Origin of the sequence: Lactococcus formosensis (assembly GCF_018403745.1) — a bacterium.
Lineage (GTDB): Bacteria > Bacillota > Bacilli > Lactobacillales > Streptococcaceae > Lactococcus > Lactococcus formosensis.
The window spans coordinates 1-26,800 of sequence record NZ_BOVP01000012.1 but is presented as its reverse complement, the minus strand read 5'-3'; the positions used below and the strand labels follow the sequence as shown (position 1 = coordinate 26,800).

The window sequence follows — 26,800 nt, the reverse complement described above, 5'->3', positions numbered from 1 at the left end:
CGTTCGGAAAACCCCGCCGTTGTCACGTTCTTGGCATATGAAAAATCAGACGGAATGCGTCTGATTTTTCGTTTTTTTATTAAAAGAGATCTTCAAAGAGACTTAATTGATTATCTTCTGGCATTCCTTGGAGGATTCCCATAGATTTCATATTATCAACAACTGTTTGTGACACGCCCCCTCGTTTACGAAGTTCCATAATGCTTAAGAATTCTCCTTCTTTGCGGGCTTCAACAAGTTGTTTTGCAACATTTTCGCCCAAGCTATCCATCGTAATGAATGGTGGAATCAATGTATCGCCATCAATAACAAACTCTGTGGCTTCACTTCGGTAAAGATCAATCTTGCCAAATTTATAACCGCGTTCAAGCATTTCGTTACAAAGCTCGAGCGTTGTCATTAAAGAGACCTCAGTGTTTGTTGCATCGAAACCTTTATCACGGATTTCCTTCATCTTCGCCTTGACAGCATCTAATCCTGCTCCCATCGTTGCAACATCAAATGTCGTTGCACGAATAGAAAACCATGCACAATAGTAGAGAATCGGCTTATGCACTTTGAAATAAGCAACACGAAGCGCCATCATAATGTAGGCAGCTGCATGGGCTTTAGGGAACATATACTTGATTTTCGAACAAGATTCAATATACCAATCTGGTACACCATGCTCACGCATTGCATTAACATAGGTTTCTCTTTCTTCTGCCCCAATCTTGCTCCACATCCCTTTACGTACACGTTCCATAATATTAAAGGCCATGGATTCATCTAAGCCAGCATGTATCAAGTAAACCATAATATCGTCCCGACAACCGATAACGCTGGACAAGTCAGCAATTCCTGAGCGAATCAATTCTTGAGCATTACCTGCCCAAACATCGGTACCATGAGAAAGTCCTGAAATTTGCAGTAAATCTGCAAAAGTTTTAGGCTTGGCTTCAGCAATCATGTTCATTGAAGTGAAGGTCCCCATCTCAGGAATACCTAATGTTCCAAGCTTTGCACCAAGCTGTTCTTCCGTAATCCCTAATGACTCTGTACCTGTAAAGAGTTTCATTACTTCCTCATCGTCCATGGGAATATCTTGTGGGACAATCCCCGATAAACTTTGGAGTTTTCGAATCATTGTCGGATCATCATGCCCAAGAATATCAAGTTTTAAGATGTTGTCATGAATCGCATGGAAATCAAAGTGGGTAGTTTGCCATTCCGCACGCACATCATCAGCTGGATATTGCACAGGTGTAAAATCATAGACATCCATATAGTTTGGAATAACGATAATCCCGCCCGGGTGTTGTCCAGTTGTACGTTTAACACCTGTTGAAGTCATGGCTAAACGATCAATTTCAGCATTGCTATAAAACTGATTATAATCTCGTTCATAACCTTTGACAAAACCAAATGCTGTTTTTTCGGCTACTGTACCAATTGTTCCCGCACGAAAAGCGTAGTCTTCCCCAAAAATATCACGGACATCCAAATGGGCTAAGGGCTGATCATCTCCCGAGAAGTTCAAGTCAATATCGGGTACTTTGTCACCTTTGAACCCCAGGAAAGTTTCAAAGGGAATATCGTGACCGTCTTTAACCAACTTATGTCCGCATTTTGGGCAGTTTTTGTCAGGCATATCATAACCTGAACCATAGCTTCCATCATCATAGCATTCGAAATATTGACATTCCGGGCAGCGATAATGCGGTGCAAGAGGATTGACCTCAGTAATACCAATCATTGTTGCCACAAGTGATGAACCCACTGATCCACGAGAACCTACTATATAACCACGTTCATTTGAACGTCGTACAAGTTCTTGTGAAATGATATAAACCACGGAGAATCCATTCCCTATAATAGAACGTAACTCTTTTTCCAAACGCGCATCTACAATATCTGGCAAAGGATTGCCATACCACTCGTGCGCTTTCTCATAAGTCAAACGCGTGATGCGCTCTTCGGAACTTTCTCCACCTTCAAAGGTCATTTTCGGTGTGTAAAGATCATCTCTTACAGGCGTTAATTCTTCAAACCGCTCTGCCATTTCTTGCGTATTAGTGATCACAATTTCACGCGCTGTGGCTTCGTCTAAGAAGCTAAATTCGTCCAACATTTCATCTGTCGTACGGAAATGCGCTTCAGGCAAAGGTAGAGGTTTGGCATGTTCGCCTCGCCCTTGGTTCCAGTTGATTTCTGCCCCTTGCCCCAACGAACGTATAATAATCTCTCGATTTATCGCATCTTCTGGGTTAAGGTAATGAGCATCACCAGTAGCTAAGACTGGTTTGCCTAATTTCTTACCGAGCTTAATCAAGTCTTTCAGCGTTTGTTGGAGCTCTTTTTCATTTTTAAAGTTACCACCGACAACAAGAGATTGATACAGCGCTGGCGGCATAACTTCAATAAAGTCATAAAACTTCGCAATTTCTAATGCTTCTTCAAATGTTTTGTTTGTTATTGCATCGAAAACTTCGCCTGATTTGCAGGCTGAGCCAACGATGATGCCTTCTCTATGTTCTTGCAAAACGGATCGCGGAATACGTGGTACACCAGCAAGATACTTAACATTAGAATAACTTACAAGTTTAAATAAATTCTTCAAACCTGCTTGTGTTTGAGCATAAAGTGTGACGTGCTTTGGACGAACTTTCTTATAAGAATCTTCCGCTACGAGTTTATCGTTCAAGTCAATCAGCGATGTCCACCCAAAACGATCGCGTACTTCATTAAGGAATACAAATAATAAACGCCCCGTAGCTTCCGCATCATAGTTGGCCATGTGGTGATGCTCTAAACCAATCTGAAACTTTTTCGTCAATTGTCCCAAACCAAAACGCTTCATCTCTGGGTACAGATTACGAGCGAATTCCAAAGTATCAACCACAGGTTGCTTAATGATTGGCAAGCCATTTCGCTGATAATTCATATTCATAAAGCCAACGTCAAAGGTAGCATTATGGGCTACCAAGATACTGCCTTGACAAAAGTCTTGAAAGGCTTTCAAAACGTCATACAAAGGCTTTGCATTTTTTAAATGATCCTGTGTAATACCTGTTAATTCCGTTGTAAAATCACTAATGGCATAACCAGGATTAATAAATTCATCAAACTCGCCAATAGGATTTCCCTTATGCATCTTAGTTCCGGCAATTTGAATCAAGTCATTATGGACAGCAGATAATCCTGTCGTTTCCACGTCAAAGACAACATAAGTTGACTCATACATATTGACATCTTCTTCATTGAACACAATGGGAATCTTGTCCTCTACCAGATTTGCCTCTACGCCATAGATAATTTTTACACCATGTTTTTTTCCGGCTTGATGGGCTTCAGGATAAGCTTGAAGACCCGCATGGTCTGTAATGGCAATTGCTTTATGACCAAACTTCGCAGCTTGGGCGACAAGTTTACTTGCAGGAGGCATCGCATCCATAGTTGACATATTTGTATGGCTATGGAATTCCACACGTTTGTCTCCTTCAGCTGCCTTGTCTTCTCGTACTCTTTGTGTCGGTATCTCTTGCAAGTCACTCATCTGGAGGACAAGATCTTTTTTATAGTCATCATGCTGCACTGTCCCACGTACACGCGCCCAAATGCCAGCAAGCTGTTTAGCTACAGCAATTTCCTCATCTCCACGAACCCATTTTGAAATATAAAAGCTGGATGTGTAGTCCGTCATCTCAATCTCTAACAGATGGCTAATATTTCCTGTCTTGCGTGATTTAATCTCGCGTAGCTCACTCTTGAAGATATAGCCTTCAAACACCAAAGCACCATGAGTTGAAAATTCACTGACCGAACGCATCGGTGTGATTGGCTCAGAATTTTTAATTTCACGCCCTATCTGAATTTTATCTGATTTTACAGCACTAATTTGTGCTGCAACTCGGCTACAATCTTCTTTTCTAGTAATTTCAACGACATCATTTGCGGTCATGACTAGATCGTCTTTATAAACATCATGTGCAATATTTCCCCGAACACGCAGCCAGATGCCCTGATCAAATTGAATCGTATCATCTTCACTTGTATTGGCAGCCTTGACTTTCTCCACGATGGTGTCAAATTGAGCTATTTCATGGTCTTTACGTCCCCATTTAACAACTTGAAATATGGAAGTTTCATCCGCAATCTTCATCTCCAAGACATGATTAACTTTGCCTGTACCATTGCTGGCAAACTCACGATGATGCGCATCAAAGACATAACCTTCAAAAACAACGCCACTTCCCTCACCAGCTATAAAACTCATCGAAGTCACGGGGCTTGTACCATTTATTTTACGTCCAAATGAAATTCCTTCTGACAAGGCTGTATCAATTTTTTCAGGTGCTCTTTCGGTTTTGGCGCTCACTTCATCCGTACGCTGCTTTTTGAGTTCACTTATCTGCTGTTGAGATGCTGACTCTGCAGCCAACATGTTATGCACTTTACGTTCATGTGCTTCTCGTTTCTCCAAGGTTAACTTTTCGTCAACAACAGGACGAATAGTAAGTGCTCCAAAGCCAAAATCTTTCAACTTTTCTTCTAAGATAGGGAAGTCTTTTTTTACAAAATGATCCAACTGGGGGTTGTCTTCGACCAAAAGATTGATCTGAACACCTCGTTGCTCTATCTGATATTTTTTAAAAATATTCGCAAAAGCTGTATCTGCTAAGTTTGGTAAAGTCAATGCAAGCTGATAATAATCGTTGAGCATCGCCTCATCAAATTCTGGTTGGTCAACTGTTATCGAAAGTTCTGTCTCAGCGATAGTTGAAAAAGCAGATTCAATTAATCCAGACAAAACCTTCCACTGTTCAACTGGCAAGATTTTCTCAAATTTTAATTGGAACTTCCAAAGTTTACGCTCTGTATGTACTTCGACATTTTCAATTTCTGCACTGGAAAAAAGAGCCGATTCGCGAATTTGATTTGGCATTTTTATTTGATCCATTAGTTTTTCAAAAAGATTTTCCATTTTTTCTCCGCATATCTCTATTTTTTCTGTATCCTCCATTATAACAAAAAAGCAACATGTGTGCTTTTTTACTATTTTTATATTTTCAAATACATGCAGCACTAAACTTCCTTTACGAGAAGCCGTGTCTAACCAATAGTACTCTTCAATCAGGCCATTTAGTTAAGACTAGCTCCCTTCAAATATATTGGAATTATAAGAAGGAGTAATATTGAAATTTCAAAATATATTTGAATTTGTAAATGTCAGCCTTTTACGCCAATGACCGTGCTAACTAATTTACTTGTCGAATATTAGACAATTCGAGTATTGATTTCATCAATACATACAAAAAAATCGAGATTATTAGAATCTCGATTTTTTGATGTTTTTATAATTTTTTATTATTTCGTCAAAATTTCAATCGTATTGACAAGTTCTTCTTTATTGATCTCAACAACTTCACCTGTTGCACGAATTTTAACTTCAACGATACCTTCGCTTGCTTTTTTACCGATCGTTACACGAACTGGTAAGCCAATCAAATCACTATCTGCGAACTTGACTCCTGCACGTTCATTGCGGTCGTCCACAAGAACTTGATAGCCTTTACCACGAAGGGCAGTTTCTAGTTCAGCAGTTACAGCCATTGCTTCTTCATCTTTAGTATTGACTGGTACCAAGTGAATATCAAATGGTGCAAGCTCTTTGGGGAAGTTGATTGACCAACTGAATTTGTATTCTTCACGTGGTGTTTTCTCTACGTAAATGCGGGCAAATTGTTCAAGAATTGCTGAAAGCAAACGGCTCACGCCGATACCATAACAACCCATAACGATTGGGACTGCCTTACCATTTTTGTCAAGAACGTTGGCACCCATTGAATCTGAGTAGCGTGTGCCTAATTTAAAGATATGTCCAATCTCAATACCACGCGCAAACTTAAGTGTACCACGACCGTCAGGAGACATTTCGCCTTCGTTAACCGTGCGTAAATCAACAAATTCGTCTACTTCAAAATCACGACCAAAATTAGCATTACGATAGTGGAAGCCATCTTCATTTGCTCCGATGATAGCATTCTTAACCGCTTGAACTTCACGGTCAGCAATAATCTTAACGTCTTTCAAACCGATAGGACCAAGTGAACCAAAGTGAGCACCAGCTAAGTTTTCAACATCTGCTTCTGTAGCAGGTTCGACAGAACTTGCACCTAAGTAGTTTTGGAGTTTCACTTCATTCAGCTCATCGTTACCGTGCATCAGCACCACAACCAACTCTTCATCAGCACGGAAAACAAGTGTTTTAATCGTTTCAGCAACGTCAGCTTCTAAAAAGGCAGCAACTTCATCGATTGTCTTCGCGTCAGGAGTAGCAACTTTTTCAAGTTCTAGCGTTTCTGTATAGCTGGCAATATTTTCAAACTTGTTTGTTGCCATCTCCAGGTTAGCAGAATAGTCACCACCGTCAGCATAAACAACTGTGTCTTCACCTGCCACAAGCCATTTGGCAAGTTCTTCTTGGATTTGTTCAATAACTGTATTTGGAATTTCATCAATAGATTCAATAGAATTTCCAAGAACCAACCATTTTTCCAAATCTGTACGATCAGCTGTAATAGCCATGAATTCTTGGCTATCTTTACCACCCATAGCTCCACCGTCACCAATGATTGCTTTGAAATCAAGTCCTGCACGACTAAAGATTTTTTCATAAGCACGTTTGTAGTCGTTGTAAGTTTCATCAAGACTTTCATAGTCTGCATGGAAACTATAACCATCTTTCATGATGAATTCACGACCGCGGAGCAACCCATAACGTGGACGTTTTTCATCACGATATTTCGATTGAATTTGGTAAACATTCAAAGGAAGTTTCTTATATGAAGTAACTTCATCACGTACCAAGGCCGTCATTGTTTCTTCATGTGTAGGACCTAAAATAAAATCAGAATGATCGCGGTTTTTCAACTTGTAGAGGTCTTCCCCATAAGTATCGTAACGTCCTGATTCACGCCAGAGGTCTGCTGTTAAAAGCGCAGGAGCCAAAAGTTCCACGGCACCAATTTCTTCAAATTCTTCGCGCATGATTGTTTTCAGTTTTTCAAGCACACGATTTGCCAATGGCAAGTAAGCGTAAATACCTGCAGAGATTTGACGAACATATCCGGCACGAACTAATAGAGCATGTGAGATAACTTGTGCATCGCTTGGCATTTCGCGAAGCGTTGGTATAAGCATTTTTGATTGTTTCATATTTTATTCCTTAAATTTTTCGTTTCTTATCTAATAAAGGCTCGGAGAATATCATTCCAAGTCACAGCAATCATCAGAATCACCATGAAGACAAGACCAACAAGCGTTAAAATTCCTTCTTTTTCTTGTGAGAGTGGTTTGCCTCGTAGGGCCTCAACAATATTGAGGACAATTTTCCCTCCGTCAAGGACGGGGATTGGGATTAAATTTACGATTCCCAGATTGATTGAGAGCATGGCAAGTAAAGCGATAACAGATAATAGACCTTCTCGAGCTGCTTGCCCACTTAAATCATAAATAGCCACTGGTCCACCAAGTTTATCAAGACTTGGCTGTGCAATGAGGTTACCTAAAGCTTTAAATATCAACGTTGTTGCATTAGCAGCCTGAGTAAAGCCTCCCGTTAGCTTATCTAAAAAGCCTGTTTTGATTGTTTGAGTGATACCAATGCGGTATCTTCCGTCAATTTTTTCTGGCTTGAGCTCCAGTGTCTTCGTCGCACCAGCACGTTCGATATCCAGCTTGATTTCACTGCCATCATTTGCACCGATCCTTTGGACAACTTCTTCCCAGTTATTCGTTTTTTCACCATTGACTGCTTGGATTTTATCCTTTGACTGTAAACCTGCCGAATAAGCAGGGGTGCCAGATTGGACTTGTCCGATTTGATTTGTATTAGAAGGTACACCACCTTGCATAAAAGTGATGATAATAAAAGCTATAATCCCTAAAATAAAGTTATTTAAAGGACCAGCGAAATTTGTTAAAATCTTGCCGAGAACGCTGGCACTTTGATATTGTACGTCGCGTGGAGCGATACGAAGTTCCGTGCCATCCGCTTCGATAATTGTTGCATCATGGTCAACTGAATAACGTTTTGTTTCACCAAAAACTTCTCCTTCGATGAAAAGTGCTTCTTCAAAATCGTATTCAGTGACCAGCATGGGGACACTATTTTCCAAAGTCACCCGCTCAGAAAGATTAATTTTAACCACCTGATTTTCAACAATCATCAAAGATGCCGGGGTTCCTTTTTTTATTTCCGTTGTATCATCGCCCCAGCCCGCCATGCGGACATAACCTCCAAGAGGAAGTATACGAATGCTATAAAACGTGCCATCTTTGGCTTGATGTGCAAAAATTTTGGGGCCCATTCCAATGGAAAACTCGCGGACTAAAATCCCCGCGCGCTTAGCAAAGAATAGATGACCATACTCGTGTACAACAACAATAATACCAAAGACAATGATAAATGTTACCAATGTTTGAATCAATAAAGATCCTCCCTTAATCTTCTAGCTTTTCATCAGCTTGTGAGCGAATAACTTTAAAGATTTATTTATTTCTTGTTTTCTTTGAAATAAAACCCTCCTTAACACTCTATTTTACCTAAAGCGTAATAAAATGTGAAGTGAGAGTATTTTTATTTCGTATTATTTTACCTCAAGGCTTAGAACAAGCCTAATAAATGCATAATTGGGAAGACAAAGATTAAATTATCAAAGCGATCAAGCACGCCTCCATGTCCCGGTAAAAGTTTCCCTGAATCTTTTACCCCATAATGACGTTTGATGCTTGATTCTACCAAATCTCCAATTTGTCCTACGATAGAAAAAACAATAGTGAAGAGAATAAGCTTTACAAAGCCGATTTGAGGCAGTTCATTTTTGTAAAAGATGAACATAAGAATCGCAACGACTACTGCAGATAAGATACCTCCAATAGAACCTTCCACAGTCTTATTTGGCGAAACATCGGGTATTAATTTTCGTTTTCCAATTGATTTGCCAACGAAATATGCTCCGATATCTGTAGACCAAACAATGAATAAGGCCAAAAAGACGACAGCCAATCCACTCTCACGTGCCAAGAGTAAGCTTTGAAAGCCAATACCTACATAGAAGGCTGAGAGAAAAGGAAAGCCAATATCCTCAAAACTATACGAACCTTTGGAAAAAACCATAGCTGTCAACATCCCAAATAAACAAAGCATGAAGAGAAGGGTACTTCCTTCAACATCCATACCGAAAAAATATTTTCCGATTGGTAATGCCAAACATAGGGCAGCCATTGTTGATAATATTCCTTCAAAAGACATCAATTGTAGTTTGTGCATTTTGAACAGTTCATTCATCGCTATAATAACCAACAATGCTATTAAAATTTGAAAATACGCCCCGCCTGCCAACATCAGGCCAATAAAAACGGCTCCTCCGATAATAGCTGTGATTATACGCTTTATCATTTTACTCCTCCATATCTGCGATCACGTTTTTGAAACTCTAAAATAGCAGCATCTAAAGCTGATTCATCAAAATCTGGCCAAGCTACATCTGTAAAGTAAAGCTCACTGTAGGCAGCCTGCCAAGGTAAAAAGTTAGACAAACGTAATTCACCTGATGTCCGGACAATCAAATCTGGATCACGTAAATCTTCAGGTAAAATTGATGTCTGCAAATGTGCCGAGAGTTCTTCTTCCGTTATTTCCGACAAATCTTGACCACTTTTTGCCAGCTCCTGAATAGCCAAAAGGATATCCCGACGTCCACCATAATTCATGGCAAAGTTAAGAATCATTCCTGTATTATTGGCTGTTTCAGCAGCTGCACGGTCAATTGAATTTAAAGTTGCTTTCGGTAAACCTTCACGCTCGCCAATCATCCGAATTTGGATATTTTCTTCATTAAGAATCGGAAGATATTTACTATAAAAATCGATGGGCAAACTCATGATAAACTTGACCTCATCCATAGGACGAGACCAGTTTTCTGTTGAAAAAGCATAAACAGTCATCACCTTTACACCACGCCGTTGTCCGTGGATAGCTGCCGTTTTTAGGGCATCCATTCCGGCCTTATGACCAAAAATTCTTGGTTTCCCTTGACTTTTCGCCCAACGACCATTTCCATCCATAATTATTCCAATATGCCGTGGCACTGGAATTTGCTCTTGCGAGTTATTTTTTAAGTTATTAAACATAGCACCTCACAGTTAGTACTCCCATTTTATCATATTTTGGATAAAAACACAGGTACATTCAATACTTTTTGCTCGGAAGCCGCTTCAACAGCGGCTTTAAAAAGAAAACGAAGACCTTTTTCCCAATATAATCAGGGGTTTTTCGAAAAACAAAAAGCCTATCATTAATGATAGGCTTTTAAACTTATCTTTTACTGCTTATTCTTCGATTGGGTTATCTTCTTTTTTAGTTTCTTCTACAACTGTTGGTTCAGAAACTGTTGGTGCTGCAGTGTTATTTTTTACTGTTTTAACAGCTGCACGGTCGAAAGTCAAAATAACGCCTTCACAATCTAATTCGATTGTCGCGTCCGCTTCATTAACGCCACTCAAGACACCGTGTAAACCACCAATAGTTACGATTTCTGCGCCAATAACCATTGAGTTCAATTGTTCTTGACGTTGTTGTTGAGCTTTCTTTTGGCTACGGTTCATGAAGAACATCATCCCACCTACAACAACAACCATAAAGATCAAAGACATAACATTCATTTATTAAATTCTCCTTTAAAACATTGATTATCCACAGACAATAGGACTATTATAGCACATTTTGTAAGGGCTGTCTATAAATACTTTGATGCTTCCCGCAAAGACAAATTCGCAAGTTTTTCTTCATTTTCGGCAAGAAAGCAAGCAACCCATTTTGGATTGGTCTTCGAATAATCTCTTAAAGCCCAACCAATAGCTTTATTAATGAAAAATTCCTTTGAGCCTAAGTTATTGTGAATTACGGCGGACAAGAGCTCTGTATCTGTTGCTTCTTTGAAACCGAGCTGACAGTCAATTGCAATTCTGCGAATCCAAAAGTTTTCATCTAGTGACCATGTCAAAATATCTTCTGTTTTTATCTTTGCGCTAAGCAATAGATACCCAACTAACTCATCTAAACTATCCACCGTTTCCCACCAAGACTTGGTCGTTGCCAGCTGATAAATTTTGTGCAAATCTGTAGCATCTAGATACTTCTTCATTTTTCGGAGATAGTCACATGCCAAATATTGAAATTCTCTTTCTTCTTCTGACCACAAGTGATCAACAAGTTGCCAATCCATTACCTTTTCTTCAGCTTTTTCTTTTAAGAAACTTTTTGATAACTCGCGACGAACCGGTGTTGGAAGCCCTAGAAACTTAAACTGGTTACGCAAGTAAGCTTCTTGCTTCTTTGCCTTTTCTGTATCAGCATGGGCATGAAAGTCTTCTATGATTTTCATTTATGATAGGCACTCCCTCTATTTATCATTTGAGCGCGATAAATTTGCTCAATAAGCACAAGTCGCATTAGTTGATGAGGTAAAGTGAATCGCCCAAAAGAAATTTGTAAATCACTTCGTTTATAGACAGCATCGGATAACCCCAAAGATCCCCCAATTACTAGAACCAACTGGCGTGTGCCATAAATTTCACAGTTCTTCACAAACTCAGCCAAATCCTCACTGGTCATTAGCTTGCCTTGAATAGCAAGGATAGCCAGTTTATCCCCATCATCGATTCGAGCCAATATTTTTTCACCTTCTCGATTTTTTACTGCTTCCTTTTCCTTCTCTGAAGGATTGTCCGGAATTTTTTCATCTGGCAACTCAATGATTTCCACAGGATTCATCGTGCGCATACGCTTTTGGTATTCAGCTATTCCATCCTTTAGATATTTTTCCTTCAGCTTTCCTACAACAATTAATTTTATCTTCATTCCCCTATTTTATCTTTTTCCCCAGTTGAAAGCAAAATGAAAGCTATATTTATCAACATTTTTCACAATTTTTCCACATTCTTGTGGATAAACTGTGAATTTTATTCACTTGTACACAATTATTATTGAGTTTTACACATAAATGTGGAAAACTTGTTTTTCTATTTCCATTTTAGGGGCTTTTAAGGTATTATATAAATGTGAGTATCCCGCAATTATAAGTATTATATTAAAGATTATTTAAGGAATGTACATTATACTTGTGTATAAATATTTCTTACTGGAAAAGGAGATTCTTGTACTATGGCAAAAAAAAATATCGCCTCATTACTTATTACGGGCGTAGCCGGAGGTGCTATCGCTCTTGGGGGTAGTGCTATCTACCAAAATATGACTAACACGCCGTCATCTAATAATACTTCGGACAATTCTGTAAGTACAGTTAACGTACAAGTCAATACAGATACAACCAAAGCAATCAAGAAAATTTCAAACACTGTTGTTTCCGTACTTAATTACCAAAAATCGTCTTCAAGCAACGACTTTGAAAAGATTTTCGGCGGAGACGACACAAGCAGCAATGAGAGTAACTCACCACAGCTATCTGGAGAAGGTTCTGGGGTTATCTATAAAAAGGACGGCAATACCGCATACATCGTAACCAACTATCACGTTATTGAAGGTGCGTCTTCCTTAGAAGTTCTCATGGCTGGTGGTCAAAAAGTAACTGCCGAAGTTGTTGGTTCCGATGCTTATTCGGATTTAGCTGTCCTCAAAATTGATGCCAAGTATGTCCAAGAAACCGCAACGTTCGGCAACTCTGACAAACTTACTGTTGGTGAACCTGCTATCGCCGTTGGTTCTCCTCTTGGAAGTGAGTATGCTAACTCAGCAACAGAAGGTATTGTTTCTAGTCTTAATCGCAATGTTACATTGCAAAACAGCCAAGGCCAAACCATTAATGTTAATGCTATTCAAACAGATGCAGCAATAAACCCCGGGAACTCTGGCGGTGCACTCATCAATATTCAAGGACAAGTCATCGGGATCACCTCAAGTAAAATTACCTCAACACCAAGTGGAACAAGCAGCAGCGGTGTCTCTGTAGAAGGCATGGGGTTTGCGATTCCAGCCAATGATGTCGTCAACATTATCAATAAGTTGGAAAAAGATGGCAAAGTTATTCGACCTGCTCTCGGTGTACAAATGGTCAACTTGTCAAGTCTTTCACAAAATATGTTGGCTTCACTCAACCTTCCTGAAGACGTGACGAACGGTGTTGCTATCGCTGAAGTTCAATCTGGAATGCCTGCTGCCAAAGCTGGACTCAAGCAAGGCGACGTTATTGTCAAAATCAATGATGACGAAATCACTTCAAGTGTTAACCTTCAAAGCACACTTTATAAATCTTCAATTGGTGATACGATTAAGGTAACTTATTATCGTGACGGAAAACAAGCTACTACAAATATCAAGTTAGATAAAACAAGTAGTGATATCAATTTTGACAAGCAAAATTAAAGAATTATCTCCCCTTGAAACAGGGGTTTTTTTGATAAGTAAATATGATAAAAATCTATTTTTTGTTAATGAAATTATGGTAAAATAGTGATAAGCATGAAAATATTACTTTATTTAGAAGCCGAACAAATTTTGAGCCGCTCAGGAATTGGTCGTGCAATGAAACATCAACAAAGAGCATTAAATCTAATGCAAGTAGAGTGGACCCAAAATCCCAATGAGGACTATGACATTCTCCACCTCAATACTTATGGACCTCAAAGTTGGCGGATGCTCAAAAAAGCCAAAAAAGCTGGAAAAAAAGTCATCTTCCATGGGCATTCTACAGAGGAAGACTTCCGAGATTCATTTCTCGGTTCTAACTTAATTGCACCTCTGTTTAAACGCTACTTGATGCGTTTTTATCGTAAAGCTGATTTGGTGATCACACCTACAGACTATTCAGCTGGACTTTTACGTGGGTATGGCTTGACTTGTCCTATCTTGCCCATCTCCAATGGGATTGATTTGAATAAATATCAAGCTAAACCTGAGAAAGAGGAAGCTTTCCGCCAATATTTTAAGATTAAAGACCAACAAAAAGTGGTCATTTGTGCCGGACTTTATTTCAAACGGAAGGGCATTGACGATTTCGTTAAAGTTGCCGAAAAAATGCCAAATGTTCAGTTCATCTGGTTCGGCTATCAAAACCTTTGGACCATCCCTGGATGGGTACGTCGAATCGTTAAAAAGAACCATCCTGATAATGTGCGCTTCCCTGGATATATCAAAGGGGACATCTATGAAGGAGCAATGACTGCTGCTGATGCCTTCTTCTTTCCTTCACGTGAGGAAACCGAAGGTATTGTGGTTTTAGAAGCATTGGCCAGTCATCAAGATGTCGTGGTACGTGATATACCAGTTTATAAAGGATGGCTTGACACCACATCAGCTAGTTTAGCCTCAAATGTTGACGGTTTTGTAGCTGAGCTCGAAAAAGTACTGAACGGTACAATTGATAAAACAGAAAAAGGCTATCAAGTTGCACAAACACGCGCCATTGAACATGTCGCCGCTGAACTCGCTGCTGCTTATCGCCAAACTTTGGAGTTATAAAAGAGAAAGACTATGAGAATCGGAATTTTTACAGACAGCTACTTCCCACAAATTAGTGGTGTGGCTACAAGTATTCAAAGCTTAACTATTGAGTTAGAAAAACTCGGACATCAGGTTTTTATCTTTACTACAACAGATCCACATGCTGATGTTGATCATGAACCTGAAAATATTATACGTTTCCAAAGTGTACCTTTTGTATCACTTGCTGAACGTAAGATTGTAATCAAGGGAGTTTTTGCTGCTTATCAAATCGCACAGACTTACCAACTTGATATTATCCACACACAGACAGAATTTGGTATGGGAATCTTAGGGAAGATGGTCGCACAACAGCTTCAGATTCCTGTCATCCATACTTTACATACAAAATATGAGGACTACGTCCATTACATTGCCAAGGGACATTTAATTCGCCCTAGTATGGTGAAGTATATCATCAAGAACTTCCTACGCGGTAGTGAAGCTATTATTTGTCCTAGCCAAATGGTCTTAGATACTGTGAATGGCTACGGTATTGACTTGCCTAAACGAATTATCCCAACAGGTATTGATTTGTCCCGTTTCAAACGAGATGAAATTACTCACGAAGAGATTCAAGATCTACGTCATAGCTTAGGACTTAAAGATGATGAAACAATGCTTCTTAGCCTCTCCAGAATTGCGGCGGAGAAGAACATTCAAGCCGTCGTTGCAGCTATGCCACAGTTGGTGGAACAAATTGCTGTAAAATTGGTCATTGTCGGAGATGGTCCCTATATGAAGAATCTCCAAGAGCAAGTGGCTGAGCTAGGGATGGAAGAATACGTTGTCTTTACAGGAGCTGTAGAAAATACAAAAACGGCTTACTATTATAAAGCCGCAGACTTTTTCATTTCAGCCTCTACTTCTGAAACTCAAGGTTTAACTTATCTTGAAGCACTAGCTGCCGGTACACGTGTTTTAGCAACCGTAAACCCTTATCTCACAGAGCTTATTGATGATAAGGAGTTTGGCCGTCTCTTTGCTTCTGATGAAGAAATCGTTGATACAGTCGTCGCAGCGGTGCAAGAAAGCCAAACACTTGACCAAGACAAATTTGCTAAAAAATTGTACGAAATTTCTGCAGAAAACTTTGCGCAACAAGTATATAACTTCTATCAAGATACTATCGTTGAATACCAAGCACGTAAAAATTCTGAGCATTTCTTAGAAGAATTTGATGTCGTTACACAAAAATGGTCAAGACAAATGAAACGTTCCATCCGTAGAGAAAAAATTAGGGCCCAATATTTAACAAAAAAAGCAACTAAACTCGCTAAAAATCTACAGAATTATGTTAAAATAGATAAAGAAAATATGAAATAAGGCTTGTGGGACAATTAAAAAGTCCCTTAAAATAAGCATTGGAGGAAATAATGAAATCACATTTGATGGCAATCATGGATCGTTTGAATCGTTTGATTGAAACGGCTGATCCAAAAGAAACTTACAACTTTGAGCGCGAAGGTGAAGTTATTGCAACTGTAAGCTTCGTGCCAGAAGAAACTGCCTTTTCTATCAAATATCCAAAACAAAAAGATGTTTCTATCTTTGATGACATCGACCTTGTAGCAATCGAACTTTACGATATGATTTATTAAACAAAAAAACCATCCTTGATGGCTTTTTTTTATTTTTCTGGCACTGTAACTTTACCATCAATAATATTTTGTTTTGCCGCTTCAACTTCTTTCCACGTTTTATCTGATAAGTTATCTTTGGCAAGGCTAACCCCTCCATTTTTTAGATTATAATTAAGAACTTGTCCGCCAGGAAATTTATCATCCTTAGTTTTGTTTGCAATATCTTTTACAGCAACGCCAACTTCTTTAACAGATGAAGCCAAGACAAAGTTCGAATCTTTTCCGTCTTTAGATTTATAATTTCCAAGATACTCTTGATCCTGGTCTACTCCAATAACCCATACTTTATCTGCTTCATTTTTTGTAGCATTAAGAGCTTTAGCTTCAGAAAAGACACCGGCACCAGAACCACCTGCTGCTTGATAAATAACATCATTACCTGAACCATACATTGCTGCAGCTATCGTCTTGCCTTTGGCTGCATCAGTAAAAGTACCTGCGTACTGTACTTCAATTTTTATATCTGGATTAACTGATTTTACCCCAGCTGTGAAACCTTTTTCGAATGCAGTGATAATATCCGATTGCATCCCACCAACAAAACCGACTTTATCTGTTTTAGTGGTTTTTGCTGCAGCTACGCCTGCAAGATAGGCTGCTTCTTGGTCTGCGAATGTTGCTGAAGCAACATTATCTTGCCCTTTTATCACTGAGTCAATAATTGTAAATTTTGTATCAGGATTATTTTTTGCTGCCTGTGATGTTGCTTCTTGGAGGTCGAATCCAACACCGAATACCAAACCATAACCTGCCGAAACAGCAGAATTAAAGTTGGTTGTATATTCAGAAACGGCACTTGCATTAAAGTAGTTAATACCTTTTGATTGTGACAAACCGTTTTCTTTACCCCACTCTTGTAGGCCTTCCCATGCGGATTGATTAAATGAACGGTCATCTACCCCACCTGTACTTGGGACAAGCGCTACCTTCAAGTCTGTTGCAGCGCCGGCTGATTCAGTATTGCGACCACGACAACCAGCTAGGATAGTTACTGAGGCAAGTGCAAGTGCACCAAGTGTTAAAATTCGTTTATTCATTAAATAAAATTCTCCCAAAATTTAATAGATACCTACTATAACACAAGAACGGATTTTTTGAAAATATTTTCTTGTAAAATCCTCTTTTTTGTAAAATTTTACATTTTTTCTTATAAAAAAATACCAGATAATCTCTGGTATAATCAATCTTAAAACGTTTATGCTTCACCATAATAGATTTTTCGAATTTCTTCTGTATAAGCGCCATCCTCTCCATGTACAATCAAAGGTGGAAGAAAAACCTCTCCCCCAGCTTTCCCATCTTTAATCGCATCAATGAGTAGTATATTTGCTGCTTGATTGGCTTTTGGGTAAACAAACTGAATACGCTTAGGAATCAGATTATGAGCTTTCATTTTATCCATAATCTCAAAAAAACGGTCGGGGCGGTGGACCATGGCCAAATGTCCATTTGTTTTTAGAAGGCGCTTGCTGGTTTCAAAAATTTCATCAAGATTTGTCGCTAACTCATGGCGTGCAAGAGTGTAGTGGTGATTATCATTAATATGACTTGCTTCATCCAGCTTAAAATATGGGGGATTACAAAAAATTAAATCAACTGTTGAGGTATTGATATAGTCTAAAGATTTGTTCAAGTTATCATTGATAACAGTCATTTGTTCTTCTAAGCCATTTAGTTTAATGGAGCGCTGTGCCATTTCTGCTAAACGTTCTTGCAGTTCAATTTCTGTAATATGTGCATTAGTCATTGAGCTGGCAAAAAGGCCCACTGCCCCATTTCCTGCACACATATCCACAATTTTTCCTTTTTTTGGAAGGCGCGGAAATTTTGCGAGGAGAATAGCATCAATCGAAAAGGAAAAAACCTCTCGACTTTGAATAATCTGGACATTCGATGCCGCGATCTGATCTAAGCGTTCACCAGCTTTTAATTCGATTTTAGTCATTCTTCTATTATACAATTTTCATTTCTAAAATTCTTGATGAAAAGCAGGTAAACCAAAAAAACGAGACGATGCTCGCTCTAACTTTTACAATTGAAAGACCATCGCTGTGCGTGCAGCTAATGAAAGTTTAAGTTTCCCCGTTTCTTTTTGATAAGAAAAGCTTGATCGAGGACCAAATCCTCCATATTTTCGATCATCTGTATCGAGAAGAAATGTCGGAGGATTAGGCACATCGAGCTGGAGTTTTTGCTCCATGATAGGATGGAAATTAAGAACGAACAGCAGGTTTCCCTTACGATAAGCTAAAAGCTTATCCTCATTTTTTATCCAGTATTGTTGCACGCTATCACTTTGTTTCAAAAAGTGATAGTTTTTTTCTAAAGCAATCATGTCGTGATCGAACTTGAGCAGGTATTGGTAACGTAAATTCTCCTTTACTGCGAGAGACCATTGCCGACGAGCGTGTTGAAAACTATCATGGTTTCCTTCTCTTGGAAAATCCAACCATTCTGGATGACCAAATTCATTTCCCATAAAGTTGAGGTAGCCTTCTCCAGCTAAACTAAAGGTAATCAAGCGTGCTATTTTATGCAAGGCTACGGCGCGGTCAACCACCATGGATTCACTGTGGGTATCCATCGCATCATAGATTGCTTCATTTGCCAGCCACATCATGAGTGTCTTATCTCCAACCAAGGCTTGATCATGACTTTCCACATAGCCAATGTTCTTTTCTCCGGGACGTCGTGTGGTTAATTCCCACCAAAGTTGCATTAAATCAAGGTCCTCATCAGTTTTTTCTTTAAATTGCTTAATCCAATAATCCGGTACCCCCATTGAAAGGCGATAGTCAAATCCAATCCCTCCCTCAGAGATAGGAAGTGCCATTCCTGGCATGGCTGACATATCTTCTGCAATCAGTGTTGCCTGGGGGGTCACTTGATGAACAAGTTCAGTAGCCAGCATAAGATAAACAACTGCCTCAATATCTGTCTCTGTTGAAAAATACTTCTTATAACTATCAAAACTTGTCCCTAGTCCATGATGATGATACAACATACTCGTGACCCCATCAAAGCGAAAACCATCAAAATGATAAGTCTCTAACCAAAACTTGAGGTTAGATAAAAGAAAGTGAATAACTTCATCTTTCCCGTAGTTAAACAACTTTGTGTTCCATGCTGCATGTTCACCACGCGCGCCTTGATGAAAATACTGATCACTACTTCCATCAAAAAGATTCAGACCCTCTCCAACATTTTTTACAGCATGTGAATGGACCACATCCAATAAAACACGAAGTCCCATCCCATGTGCTGTATCAATCAAAGCCATCAAATCTTCAGGTTTTCCGAAACGGCTTGATATTGCAAAAAAGTTAGAAACTTGATAACCAAAGCTTGCATATAAAGGATGCTCCATAATAGCCATAAGCTGAATCGTATTATAGCCCGCTGCCTTAATACGAGGTAAAACATCGCGTGTAAACTCTTGATAAGTATTTATTTTATGCTCTTCACTAGAAATTCCAATATGAGCTTCATAAATAAGCGGTGCTTCCTCTTCTAAGAGAGGCGAAGAATGTTGAAATTCATATTCTGGAGCAACAATCATACCGTCAAACTCAAGATATTCATTTTGAACAGCATAGAGCACATACGAGGGTACCCTATAAACTTCAGCTCCATTGATAATAAGCTTAACCTTCACCTTGGAGCCAAGTGGCAAAGTACCTGGTACAACTATTTCCCACACACCACCATAAGCTGCCTTTAGTTCATGGTGGTCTGTCCAATCATTAAAATCCCCTACTAAAAAAGCTTTTTCAGCATGGGGCGCCCATTCGCGAAAAGTCCAATACTCTTTTTCTTGTTGAAAGCCAAAATATTTATGACCATTGGCAAAATCTATAAGTTTCCCTTCCATTCCAAGTAATCGCTTCTTCGTTCTTGAAAATTCAAATAAACGATAGGATAAGTCCTCCTTATATGGTTCTAGGTATGGATCATACTGCAAAATATTTAACATTCTGAGAAACCTCCTCTTCATCATGCTGACAATCTTTTCCTTATTTTACCATTTTTAGATATGGGATTATATTTTTATGAGGGATTTAAACAAAAACAGAGAAAACGTAAATTTTCTCTGTTTTTTATTTTTAAAAGTTCTTAGCATTTGGCTTATTGTAGCCGTATTTTTCACAAAAATCTTCTCTGAATTCTAGAAGATTATCATCCATGATAGCTTGACGAACATTTGTCATCAAGTTAATCAAGAAATGTAAATTATGGTAACTTAAAAGGCGTAGGCCAAATGTTTCATCTGCCTTGAATAAATGACGCAAATAAGCACGGGTGTAGTTTGAGCAGCAATAGCAGTCACATTCTGGGTCAAGAGGTGTGAAGTCAAGCTCATATTTGGCATTTTTAATATTCACACGGCCAAAACTTGTCATTGCGGTACCATTACGGGCAATACGTGTGGGTAGCACACAGTCAAACATGTCTACACCACGAATGACGCCATCAATCAAACTATCTGGTGCACCGACTCCCATCAAATAACGTGGTTTATCTTCTGGCAAAAGCGGTGTTGTAAAGTCAAGTACAGCATTCATCTCAGCGTGTGACTCACCCACAGCAAGTCCCCCAATCGAGTAGCCAGGGAAGTCCATGCTAACAAGATCACGCGCTGATTGGCGGCGTAAATCTTCAAAGCCAGCACCTTGAACGATACCGAAAAGTCCTTGATCATGTGGGCGCTGATGAGCTTTTAGGCCACGCTCTGCCCAACGGGATGTACGTTCCACAGAAGCTTTGACATAATCATAAGGTTGATAAAAAGGTGGACATTCATCAAAGCTCATCATAATATCAGAGCCTAAATTATTTTGGATAGAAATCGCTTTTTCAGGGTTGAGGAAAAGTTCACGACCATCGAGATGACTTTTAAACTTAACACCCTCTTCACTGATGTTTTTCTTATTTTGCACCAAAGAGTAAACTTGGAAACCTCCGCTATCCGTTAAAATAGGCTGATCCCAGTTCATAAATTTGTGCAAGCCGCCTGCTTGAGCAACAAGCTCATCGCCTGGACGAAGCCATAGATGATAAGTGTTGGCAAGAATAATCCCAGAGCCCATCTCTTTGAGTTCTTCTGGGGATTGTGTCTTAACCGTGGCTTGTGTTCCTACAGGCATGAACATAGGTGTTGGAAAAGTCCCATGTGGCGTTATAATTTCACCGAGACGCGCGCCTGTATGTTTTTCTTTTTTAATCAGTCTGTATTTTATTGCATGTTCAGTCATGTAAACTCCTTTAAACTTCTACAAGTATATCAAATTTCTTTGATTTTGCCCAGCCAGTCTATAACCCCCTTTCTCTAAAAGTTTTTGGTTGTGAAGCCCCGTCTTTTATGGTATTCTAAGAAATGGAGGATACTATGAAGTTTAAAGATTTAAAAGAAAGAGCTAAGGATGCTCTGAGAGAAAACTTTGGTGCCAAATTACGTTTGTTCTTAATTCCAATTTTCTGGGGCATTATCTCAACAAATGTGACTTACCAATCAAACTACAATTCCAATATGGATACAGTCAATAATTTTGATGCTAATACTATTACAACAGGATTATTACTCTCTGTACTCCTAGGAATACTTATCGGCGGCCTGATTGGCCTAATGATCTCGATCATTATAGATGTTATCACTGTTGGTGCGCGTTTCAACTACATTAAAATATATCGTGGCGAAAGAGAAAATCCACGCTTTAAAAACGTCTTTACTCCTTTTAAAGACGGCAGTTGGACAAAAATATTTGTTCTTCACTTAGTGACTGCACTTCTCATTGGTCTTTTAACAGTGACGATTATTGGTATTCCTTTTGCTATCTATCTTGGCTTGGGTTGGTCACAAAAAGATTACATTCTTTTTGACCAATTAGAAGCTGGAACTTATACTGGTATTTGGGGCGTACTCAATGCCTCTGCTCAAGTAATGCGTGGCTCACGTGGAGATTATTTCCTCTTCTTGTTGAGCTTCATCTTATGGTATATCCTCTCAGGTATTACTCTAGGTCTTGCTAAATTCTGGACAACCCCATATATCGAAATGTCTACTATCGCTTATTACCAAAACTTAATTGATACGAAGAGACACATGAATCAAACTGCATATTAAAAAGAAGCTCTTACTGAGCTTCTTTTTTTACTTTTTTTCCATGGGTGAAATAATAGATAACAATGATTAAAACGATAAATATTGCTGATGCATAATACAGATTACGATAACCTAAAAATGGAACGAGAAGCCCCATGATGAAAGGACCAAAACCTACACCCATATCTAAAAAGCCAAAAAATGTCGATGTGGCTACACCTAAACGATCAACGCCTGAGCTACGTATTGCAATAGCTTGACCAAAAGGTGAAAATGAACCATAACCCAGTCCAATAAAAATAGCTGCCACCAGTAAAATGATTGAAGACTGTGCCCAGCCAATCAGTACCAAGCCAATTGCAAAAAAGATAAAGACAGGGTACATGACATAATTATCACCTTTGATATCAAAGATACGACCAGTTACAGGGCGTGAAACCAATATTGCTAGGGCATAAATAAGGAAGAACAGAGATCCAGCTGTTGCAAGCCCAATTTCTGAGGAATAAGTATTCATAAATGCCAAAATACTTGAATAAGCAATACCTATCAGCATCCCTATTACAGAAATAGACACAGCTTTCTTCTCAAAATAATTTGACCAAGAGAATTTCTTCTTAATACTTTCCGTACGCGCTACAGTCGTATGAGGCACTTTAATAAAGAAGATACCTATAAGTGCAATCAACAAGAGGACATTTGAAAGGTGAATCAAGAGTGTGAAACCATATTTACCATAAAGAAACATGGAGAGAAAAGGGCCAATAGCAGAAGACATCGTTACCGATAAAGCATAATAACCGATACCTTCACCTCTACGAGAAGAAGGAACTGTTGCTCCTGCTAAAGTCCCTGAAGCTGTTGTTGCTATACCAAAACCAATCCCATGTAGGAAGCGAAGAACGAGCAAGCTCTCAACACTTGGTACAAGATAGTATACCAAACCAAAGAGCAAATAAATGCTTGTTCCCATAAAGAGCATTTTCTTAACGCCCCATTTTGCAATGTTGTTTCCCGCCCAAAGACGTGCAAATAAACTACCAACAATAAAAAGTCCTGTTAAAATTCCAGCTGTACCTGCAGAAGCATTATACATTGCCATTGCATGTGTACCAATAACAATCGTTGGAATATAAAATACTAAATAATATATAAAATTGAGTAGCATATTAATAATAAAACTTGGCGTCCATAACTTTTCTTTTTTCATTTTTCTCCTTCACTTGTATCCGCTATCAATCAAATAAAAAGCAGGAAAACTCCCGTTTCCGAGAGCTTATCCTAGCATTTTTTTGATTATAGCTTAATTTTAGTTACATATTATTATATCATTTTTCTGCCTATTTTAATTTTCTAAAGCTTCACATTTGCCTCACCTATTCGTCTACATAAATTTTATGACCAGCAAAGGGCGCTTTAAAATTCATTCGAAAGACTGATTGTCCATAAGTTTTAGAATGTTATAATAAAGATATAAATAAATCGAGAGGGTTAATGATTATGCTATTCTTATTATTCTTTATTCTATGTACTTATCTATTTCTCAAAGGCTTTGTTAAATTCATCTTGCCATTGCTTCTTTTTATCTTCCTTGCAAAGCTTTTTCTAGGCGGACTCTTTCTCTTCTTCAATACTCATTTCCTTTTCACACTAGCTATTATCGCCTTCTTCATCTGGTTGATTCGTACGGTAAGCAGTCAAAACTACTGATAAAGAAAAAAACACTCTCTAACAATAGGGAGTGTTTTTATATTCTATTTGTAAAAATTTATTTTGCTTCATACCAGCTATCGCCTGTATTTTCATCAGCAAGTAAGGGAACATTTAACTCTACTGCAGATTCCATGGTTTGTTTTACCAAGTTTTGAACCGCCGCAAGTTCTTCCTTAGGTACTTCAAGAATAATCTCATCGTGAACTTGTAGCAATAATTTGGCTTTAAACTTGCCTTCTGACAATGCTGCATCGAGATTAATCATGGCAATTTTCAAGATATCCCCGGCTGACCCTTGGATCGGGGCATTTATAGCTTGGCGTTCTGCACCCTGACGCACCATAAAGTTGCGATTATTGATTTCTGGTAGTTTACGACGGCGATTAAACATCGTGCTTACGTAGCCTTTATCTTTCGCTTCACGCTTTGTTTCTGCTATATAATTTGCAACTCCTGGATAACGTTCAAAGTAAGCTTGAATCATCTCTGCTGCTTCCTTATTGGAAATACTCAAGCGCTTAGCGAGCCCGTATTCTGTTTCTCCATAGGAGATACCAAAATTGACAGCTTTCGCATTGCGACGATCATTAGGCGTAACATTTTCAGGCTTGTCTATGTTGAAAACACGCATTGCTGTACTGCTATGAATGTCAGCACCATGATTAAAGGCATCTATAAGATGTTCGTCTTTAGACATATGCGCCAAGACACGAAGTTCAATCTGTGAATAGTCGGAACTCAAAAGAATATTATCTTCAGCTGCGACAAAAGCTTTACGAATCAAGCGTCCAGCTTCTAGGCGTACTGGAATATTCTGCAGATTTGGATCAATCGAAGAGAGACGACCTGTTTGCGTTAAATCTTGAACATATCGTGTATGGATACGGCCATCTTCAGCTATTTGCGGGATCAATCCTTGCACATAAGTGGATTGAATTTTTGATATTTGACGATATTCCAGTATTTTGGCTACTAGTTCATAGTCTTGAGCTAAGTTTTCTAAAATATCTGCTGCTGTTGAATAGCCTGTCTTAGTTTTTTTACCATGTGGCAGCTGTAATTTTTCAAAAAGAATGACTCCAAGTTGCTTAGGCGAGTTAATATTAAATTCTTCACCTGCAAGTTCATAAATTTTTTCAGTTAAATCAGCAATTAGCTTCTGATTTGCCGCACCAATTTCTTCTAAGGTGCTCACTTCAGCAGCTATTCCTGCTATTTCCATTTTAGCTAACACGTTGGCCAAGGGAAGTTCCATTTCCGTCAGGAGATGATATTGTTCATTTTCCTCGAGATTTTGAATCATTACCGCTTTCGTTGCAGCTAAGACATGAATTTTACCTGCCAAATGTTTGAAAAGAATTTCATCTTCAGGAATACGACGTTTTGCTCCTTTGCCGTAAACTTCTTCATCAGTAGAGATATACTTGTTAGCAAATAATCGACCAATAGTTTCAACCTTATTATCTTCTGTTGTAGAAATAAGATATTTAGCTAACATACTGTCGTACTTGGCTGTAGGTAGTTCAATACCTAAGCGATGAAGCAAAACTTTATTTTTCTTAAAATCGTATGTATTTTCAGGAAAAGGGAAATTCTTTAGGAGTTCTGTATTCTTAGATACAAAAACTTTTTCTTCGTTTCCCCAAGCAAAACCAATGATGTCTTCTTTATGATAATTCTCATTTAAAATTTCAATATAAAAGAAATCATCTTTGTCTACTAAAATATCAGTTGCATCTTCCACAACTTTAAAGCTGAGCGAAACCTCATCAGCCTCTGCTGTTTCAAGCTTTGCTTTGAATTGCGCAAATCCCATCTCATCATAAAACTTGATCAATTCTGCTGTGTCCACAGGCTTAATCAAAGTATCAGCAAGATCAATTTCAATCGGTGATTTCGTATCAATCGTTGCAAGAGTACGAGATAAAAAGGCCATTTCACGATCAGCAATAAGATTTTCTTTCATCTTACTTTTCTTCAGTGAATCAATATTCTCATAAAGATTATCAATAGAACCCCATTCTTGAAGAAGCTTCAAGGCTGTTTTTTCCCCAACTTTTGTTACCCCAGGATAATTATCCGAGCTATCACCCATTAAACCTTTAAGATCAATAAACTGTTCTGGCGTTAAGCCTGTTTTTTCCATTAAATAAGTAGGAGTAAAGCTTTCAAACTCAGCTACGCCTTTTTTCGAAATTTCAACTGTCGTATTTGAGTCAGCCAATTGAATCAAATCCTTATCCCCAGTTACGATTGTTACATCGTAATCGCCAGCTTCAGGAAGTTCAGCCATTTTATCTAAAGTACCAATGATATCATCCGCTTCATAGTTTTTAAGCTCATAGTGATTATAGCCCAACTTTTCTATAAGTTCCTTTATAAAAGGAAGCTGTTCTCGAAATTCATCTGGTGTACGTGCTCGACCGTCTTTGTACGCAGAAAACATTTCCGTCCTAAATGTTGTTTTCCCTGCATCAAATGCAATCAGAACATGATTAGGATTTAATCTTTCCACCAAATTGTTCAGCATAAGATGAAAACCGTATATAGCATTAGTGTGCAAGCCACTTGGAGCCACAAAACGATCTACTTGATTATAAAGGGCAAAAAAAGCCCGAAATGCTAACGAAGAACCGTCGATAAGCAGTAATGTATTTTTCTTGTTTTCCATAACTCCTATTATACCTCAAATCTATAAAAAAAAAGAAGCCTTAGCTTCTTTAGTTCACTTGGCATTTACCATATCTCACAGGGGGCAACCCCCAACTACTTCCGGCGTAATAGGACTTAACTTCTGTGTTC

General features: G+C 38.7%; 18 protein-coding genes and 2 pseudogenes. 5 read left to right on the top strand and 15 right to left on the bottom strand.

All coding sequences use genetic code 11. The features are described from left to right. Positions 1-79: 79 nt before the first annotated feature. From KJS37_RS10125 to rlmH, 9 genes and pseudogenes are all read right to left on the bottom strand, one after another. Positions 80-3,916: pseudogene (locus KJS37_RS10125) on the bottom strand (PolC-type DNA polymerase III); the annotation flags it as partial. A 453-nt stretch (positions 3,917-4,369) separates the two neighbouring features. Continuing rightward, a pseudogene (locus KJS37_RS10485) lies at positions 4,370-4,963 on the bottom strand (PolC-type DNA polymerase III N-terminal domain-containing protein); the annotation flags it as partial. A 383-nt stretch (positions 4,964-5,346) separates the two neighbouring features. Next, on the bottom strand, positions 5,347-7,197 hold the full coding sequence (locus tag KJS37_RS10120) for a proline--tRNA ligase (RefSeq protein ID WP_017369962.1): 1,851 nt from the start codon (positions 7,195-7,197) through the stop codon (positions 5,347-5,349). Positions 7,198-7,223: 26 nt separating this feature from the next. Beyond that, positions 7,224-8,471 carry an RIP metalloprotease RseP gene (rseP, locus tag KJS37_RS10115; RefSeq protein ID WP_213497234.1) on the bottom strand — a complete coding sequence of 416 codons (1,248 nt, stop codon included), beginning with the start codon at positions 8,469-8,471 and terminating at the stop codon, positions 7,224-7,226. Between the two features lie 176 nt (positions 8,472-8,647). Beyond that, positions 8,648-9,442 (bottom strand): phosphatidate cytidylyltransferase, encoded by a 795-nt coding sequence (locus tag KJS37_RS10110; RefSeq protein ID WP_017369964.1) that lies wholly within the window; start codon positions 9,440-9,442, stop codon positions 8,648-8,650. Then, positions 9,439-10,176 carry an undecaprenyl pyrophosphate synthase gene (uppS, locus tag KJS37_RS10105; RefSeq protein WP_213497232.1) on the bottom strand — a complete coding sequence of 246 codons (738 nt, stop codon included), beginning with the start codon at positions 10,174-10,176 and terminating at the stop codon, positions 9,439-9,441. Before uppS ends, KJS37_RS10110 begins: the two co-directional genes overlap by 4 nt. A 198-nt stretch (positions 10,177-10,374) precedes the next feature. Further along, a complete protein-coding gene (gene yajC, locus KJS37_RS10100; protein ID WP_017369966.1) occupies positions 10,375-10,707 on the bottom strand; it encodes a preprotein translocase subunit YajC in 333 nt (110 codons plus the stop codon). A gap of 74 nt (positions 10,708-10,781) precedes the next feature. Then, positions 10,782-11,429, bottom strand: coding sequence for a DNA alkylation repair protein (locus KJS37_RS10095; RefSeq protein WP_213497229.1), 648 nt, complete (start codon positions 11,427-11,429; stop codon positions 10,782-10,784). Beyond that, on the bottom strand, positions 11,426-11,905 hold the full coding sequence (gene rlmH / locus KJS37_RS10090) for a 23S rRNA (pseudouridine(1915)-N(3))-methyltransferase RlmH (protein WP_096368977.1): 480 nt from the start codon (positions 11,903-11,905) through the stop codon (positions 11,426-11,428). The genes KJS37_RS10095 and rlmH overlap by 4 nt, the downstream gene beginning before the upstream one ends. A 303-nt stretch (positions 11,906-12,208) precedes the next feature. On the opposite strand from rlmH, the gene KJS37_RS10085 reads away from it, so the two are divergent. The 4 genes from KJS37_RS10085 to KJS37_RS10070 all read left to right on the top strand — a co-directional run bounded on the left by KJS37_RS10085 (position 12,209) and on the right by KJS37_RS10070 (position 16,143). After that, the gene (locus KJS37_RS10085) at positions 12,209-13,426 is read left to right on the top strand and encodes a S1C family serine protease (RefSeq protein WP_213497227.1); all 1,218 of its coding nucleotides are present in this window, start codon (positions 12,209-12,211) and stop codon (positions 13,424-13,426) included. Positions 13,427-13,522: 96 nt separating this feature from the next. Continuing rightward, positions 13,523-14,521: an LTA glycolipid anchor biosynthesis glycosyltransferase, IagA/BgsA family gene (locus KJS37_RS10080; RefSeq protein ID WP_165714129.1), complete on the top strand. Its 999-nt coding sequence runs from the start codon at positions 13,523-13,525 to the stop codon at positions 14,519-14,521. Between the two features lie 12 nt (positions 14,522-14,533). Next, positions 14,534-15,868, top strand: a complete 1,335-nt coding sequence (locus KJS37_RS10075) for a glycosyltransferase family 4 protein (RefSeq protein WP_213497225.1) — start codon at positions 14,534-14,536, stop codon at positions 15,866-15,868. Between the two features lie 50 nt (positions 15,869-15,918). Further along, complete coding sequence (locus tag KJS37_RS10070) at positions 15,919-16,143, top strand: YkuJ family protein (RefSeq protein ID WP_017369972.1); 225 nt, start codon at positions 15,919-15,921, stop codon at positions 16,141-16,143. A gap of 29 nt (positions 16,144-16,172) precedes the next feature. On the opposite strand, the gene KJS37_RS10065 is transcribed toward KJS37_RS10070, so the two are convergent. The 4 genes from KJS37_RS10065 to tgt form a co-directional block, all read right to left on the bottom strand. After that, complete coding sequence (locus KJS37_RS10065; protein ID WP_017369973.1) at positions 16,173-17,222, bottom strand: BMP family lipoprotein; 1,050 nt, start codon at positions 17,220-17,222, stop codon at positions 16,173-16,175. 158 nt (positions 17,223-17,380) lie between these two features. Next, the gene (locus KJS37_RS10060) at positions 17,381-18,130 is read right to left on the bottom strand and encodes a tRNA1(Val) (adenine(37)-N6)-methyltransferase (protein ID WP_213497223.1); all 750 of its coding nucleotides are present in this window, start codon (positions 18,128-18,130) and stop codon (positions 17,381-17,383) included. Between the two features lie 84 nt (positions 18,131-18,214). Beyond that, positions 18,215-20,182 carry an alpha-amylase family glycosyl hydrolase gene (locus KJS37_RS10055; protein WP_213497221.1) on the bottom strand — a complete coding sequence of 656 codons (1,968 nt, stop codon included), beginning with the start codon at positions 20,180-20,182 and terminating at the stop codon, positions 18,215-18,217. Positions 20,183-20,288: 106 nt separating this feature from the next. Next, complete coding sequence (tgt, locus tag KJS37_RS10050; RefSeq protein WP_003133524.1) at positions 20,289-21,437, bottom strand: tRNA guanosine(34) transglycosylase Tgt; 1,149 nt, start codon at positions 21,435-21,437, stop codon at positions 20,289-20,291. Positions 21,438-21,571: 134 nt separating this feature from the next. Here tgt and KJS37_RS10045 point away from each other — a divergent pair, with 134 nt between their 5' ends. After that, the gene (locus KJS37_RS10045) at positions 21,572-22,306 is read left to right on the top strand and encodes a DUF975 family protein (RefSeq protein WP_096368972.1); all 735 of its coding nucleotides are present in this window, start codon (positions 21,572-21,574) and stop codon (positions 22,304-22,306) included. A gap of 10 nt (positions 22,307-22,316) precedes the next feature. Here KJS37_RS10045 and KJS37_RS10040 read toward each other — a convergent pair whose 3' ends face one another. Both KJS37_RS10040 and polA read right to left on the bottom strand, forming a co-directional pair. Beyond that, positions 22,317-23,495, bottom strand: coding sequence for an MFS transporter (locus KJS37_RS10040; RefSeq protein WP_213497219.1), 1,179 nt, complete (start codon positions 23,493-23,495; stop codon positions 22,317-22,319). A gap of 558 nt (positions 23,496-24,053) precedes the next feature. Further along, the gene (gene polA, locus KJS37_RS10035; RefSeq protein ID WP_213497217.1) at positions 24,054-26,669 is read right to left on the bottom strand and encodes a DNA polymerase I; all 2,616 of its coding nucleotides are present in this window, start codon (positions 26,667-26,669) and stop codon (positions 24,054-24,056) included. Between the last annotated feature and the right edge of the window lie 131 nt (positions 26,670-26,800).